General features: G+C 41.3%; 4 protein-coding genes and 1 pseudogene. 3 read left to right on the forward strand and 2 right to left on the reverse strand.

What is annotated here, in order from left to right; all coding sequences use genetic code 11:
- The 3 genes and pseudogenes from ACHUFI_RS22335 to ACHUFI_RS22345 form a co-directional block, all read left to right on the forward strand.
- The coding region (locus tag ACHUFI_RS22335; RefSeq protein WP_394253194.1) for a hypothetical protein at positions 1–187 on the forward strand (187 nt) is incomplete at its 5' end.
- A pseudogene (locus tag ACHUFI_RS22340) lies at positions 180–529 on the forward strand (RidA family protein). The gene ACHUFI_RS22335 and the pseudogene ACHUFI_RS22340, both read left to right, overlap by 8 nt.
- A gap of 148 nt (positions 530–677) precedes the next feature.
- A complete protein-coding gene (locus tag ACHUFI_RS22345) occupies positions 678–1,100 on the forward strand; it encodes a GNAT family N-acetyltransferase (RefSeq protein ID WP_394253196.1) in 423 nt (140 codons plus the stop codon).
- 116 nt (positions 1,101–1,216) lie between these two features.
- Here ACHUFI_RS22345 and ACHUFI_RS22350 read toward each other — a convergent pair whose 3' ends face one another.
- Positions 1,217–1,516 (reverse strand): type II toxin-antitoxin system RelE/ParE family toxin, encoded by a 300-nt coding sequence (locus ACHUFI_RS22350; RefSeq protein WP_394253198.1) that lies wholly within the window; start codon positions 1,514–1,516, stop codon positions 1,217–1,219.
- Positions 1,513–1,755, reverse strand: a complete 243-nt coding sequence (locus ACHUFI_RS22355) for a type II toxin-antitoxin system ParD family antitoxin (protein ID WP_394253200.1) — start codon at positions 1,753–1,755, stop codon at positions 1,513–1,515. Before ACHUFI_RS22355 ends, ACHUFI_RS22350 begins: the two co-directional genes overlap by 4 nt.
- Positions 1,756–2,010: the final 255 nt, after the last annotated feature.

The following is a 2,010-nucleotide window of genomic DNA, read 5'->3' on the forward strand; positions in this document are numbered from 1 at the left end:
AGATAGAAGAACTTTAGTTGCAGCTAAAGTCTGGGTCTCACCTTACCCGATTGGAGTACTTATTATCCATACAAAGCATTTAAGAGTGATTCGCAACGCTTGCCGTTTTCGCTTCGCTCAAAGTATAGGCAAGCGTCGCTCACACCTTAATGCGGCGTTAGCAGTTCAAGGAGAACTAAATGATTGAAAGGAAGCGGGGTGCCATCAAGGTCGAAACAAGTCCTCAGCATATAAAGACTTGGTTTGGACAGTAGCAACATCATCAGACACTTCTCTGGATATAGTTGGTCAAACTAAACTGACTCTAGAAACGATAGACAAAAACCTTGAAGAATTGGGTTCTAATAAAACTCAAATAGTAAGTGCGCAGGTGTTTATCGCCAATATGCCAGATAAACCTAAAATGGATAAAGTTTGGTGCGATTGGTTGGGTGAAAATCCAGGACACTGGCCTCAACGCGCGTGCCTAGGTGTTGCGTTAGAAGGTGACGTATTTATTGAAGTGACAGTAACAGCGGTAAGACGTTAGAACACTGCTAACAATAAATTTAATCAGATTCGCAACGCTTGGCATTTTCGGTTTGAATCAGCATTAGTGGTTACGGCACAATGCTTTAGGTAGGTGGTAGCGTTGCTCACTACTTAATTTGGCGTTATGAGCTAGGAGGAAATTTTACATGGAATACATCATTAGAGCTGCTTCAGAATCGGATGCGAGTGGTATCAATGAAGTCTCAGAACACCTTGGCTATTCTCAGTTATCATTCACAGAATCGACCACAAAACTTCAAGAATTGCTCAATTCTACTCAAGACCAAGTATTTGTAGCAGAGTGGCAAGGTCGAATTATAGGTTGGCTACATCTTTTCTATGCTAGACGTCTCGCATCAGATGATTTTTTTGAAATTGGTGGTTTAGTTGTTTCTCCTGAAAGTCGTGGTTATGGTGTTGGTCGCGCTCTAGTCCAACATGCTCAAGCTAAAAACTTGGGTAAACTTAGGGTACGTTGTAACGAAAATAGGCTTGATGCACACAAGTTTTACGAAAGTATTGGCTTCAATAGCAGTAAGGTTCAGCGGGTGTTTCAAGTGCGCTCATAACAATCTGTTTAAGAGTGATTCTCAACGCTTGGCATTTTTGCTTCTACTTCTAATTAAGTGTTTATGGCACAATGGTTTAGGTTTGGTGGTGGCGTTGTTCACCCTTTAATGCGGCGTTATGCGCCAAAGATTGGATTTACATCCATGCTCTTATGCAAGATTCTGATAATCTGGATGTTTTGGCTGCCAATTTGTTGATAAAAAATAACATGGCTCCCTTGTGGAAATTTTCGGTAGCCATCTCTGATTTCATCACAATTTTTGCCGATGTCAGGGTTTTCAGCGAGTAGCCAAAATGATTCATCGAATTGTTTAAGGTAAACATTTCGTTGCTCGCGACCCCATCTGCGAGAGGTAAACAAGGCAATATCTTTTAAATCAGACTTTGCCTTGTTGGTAAGTTGAAATGGTTTCATTTTCTCTCTTCGCTATCTAATTCACTGATAAACGAATCGAGGTCATAGTCAGTCATGCCGCTTTCTTCACCTTCAACGAGCAGTTGTCGTAAAGTGTTCATTTTCGTTTCTTGTGTTTCGAGTAAACGCAAGGCTGAACGAATCACTTCGCTTGCTGAGCCATAGCGTCCACTTTGAATTTGGTTACTAATGAAACCATCAAAGTGCTCGCCGAGAGTGATGCTAGTATTTTTAGCCATTGTAATCTCCTAATACCAAATAGTACCTAATTATGGTATTGAATGGAGGTGTTCGCAAGTGGCGCATAACAATAAATTTAAGCGGATTCGCAACGCTTGGCACTTTTGGTTTGAATCAGCTTAAGTGTTTACGGCACAATGGTTCAGGTATGTGGCAGCGTTGCTCACTACTTAATTTGGCGTTGATATGACCCCCACTGTCAATAAGAGCGTAGAAGTTTCTGCTCCCACATTTCAGAGCCTTTGTTCATTTTG

The organism is Vibrio profundi (assembly GCF_043642225.1).
Classification (GTDB): domain Bacteria; phylum Pseudomonadota; class Gammaproteobacteria; order Enterobacterales; family Vibrionaceae; genus Vibrio; species Vibrio profundi_A.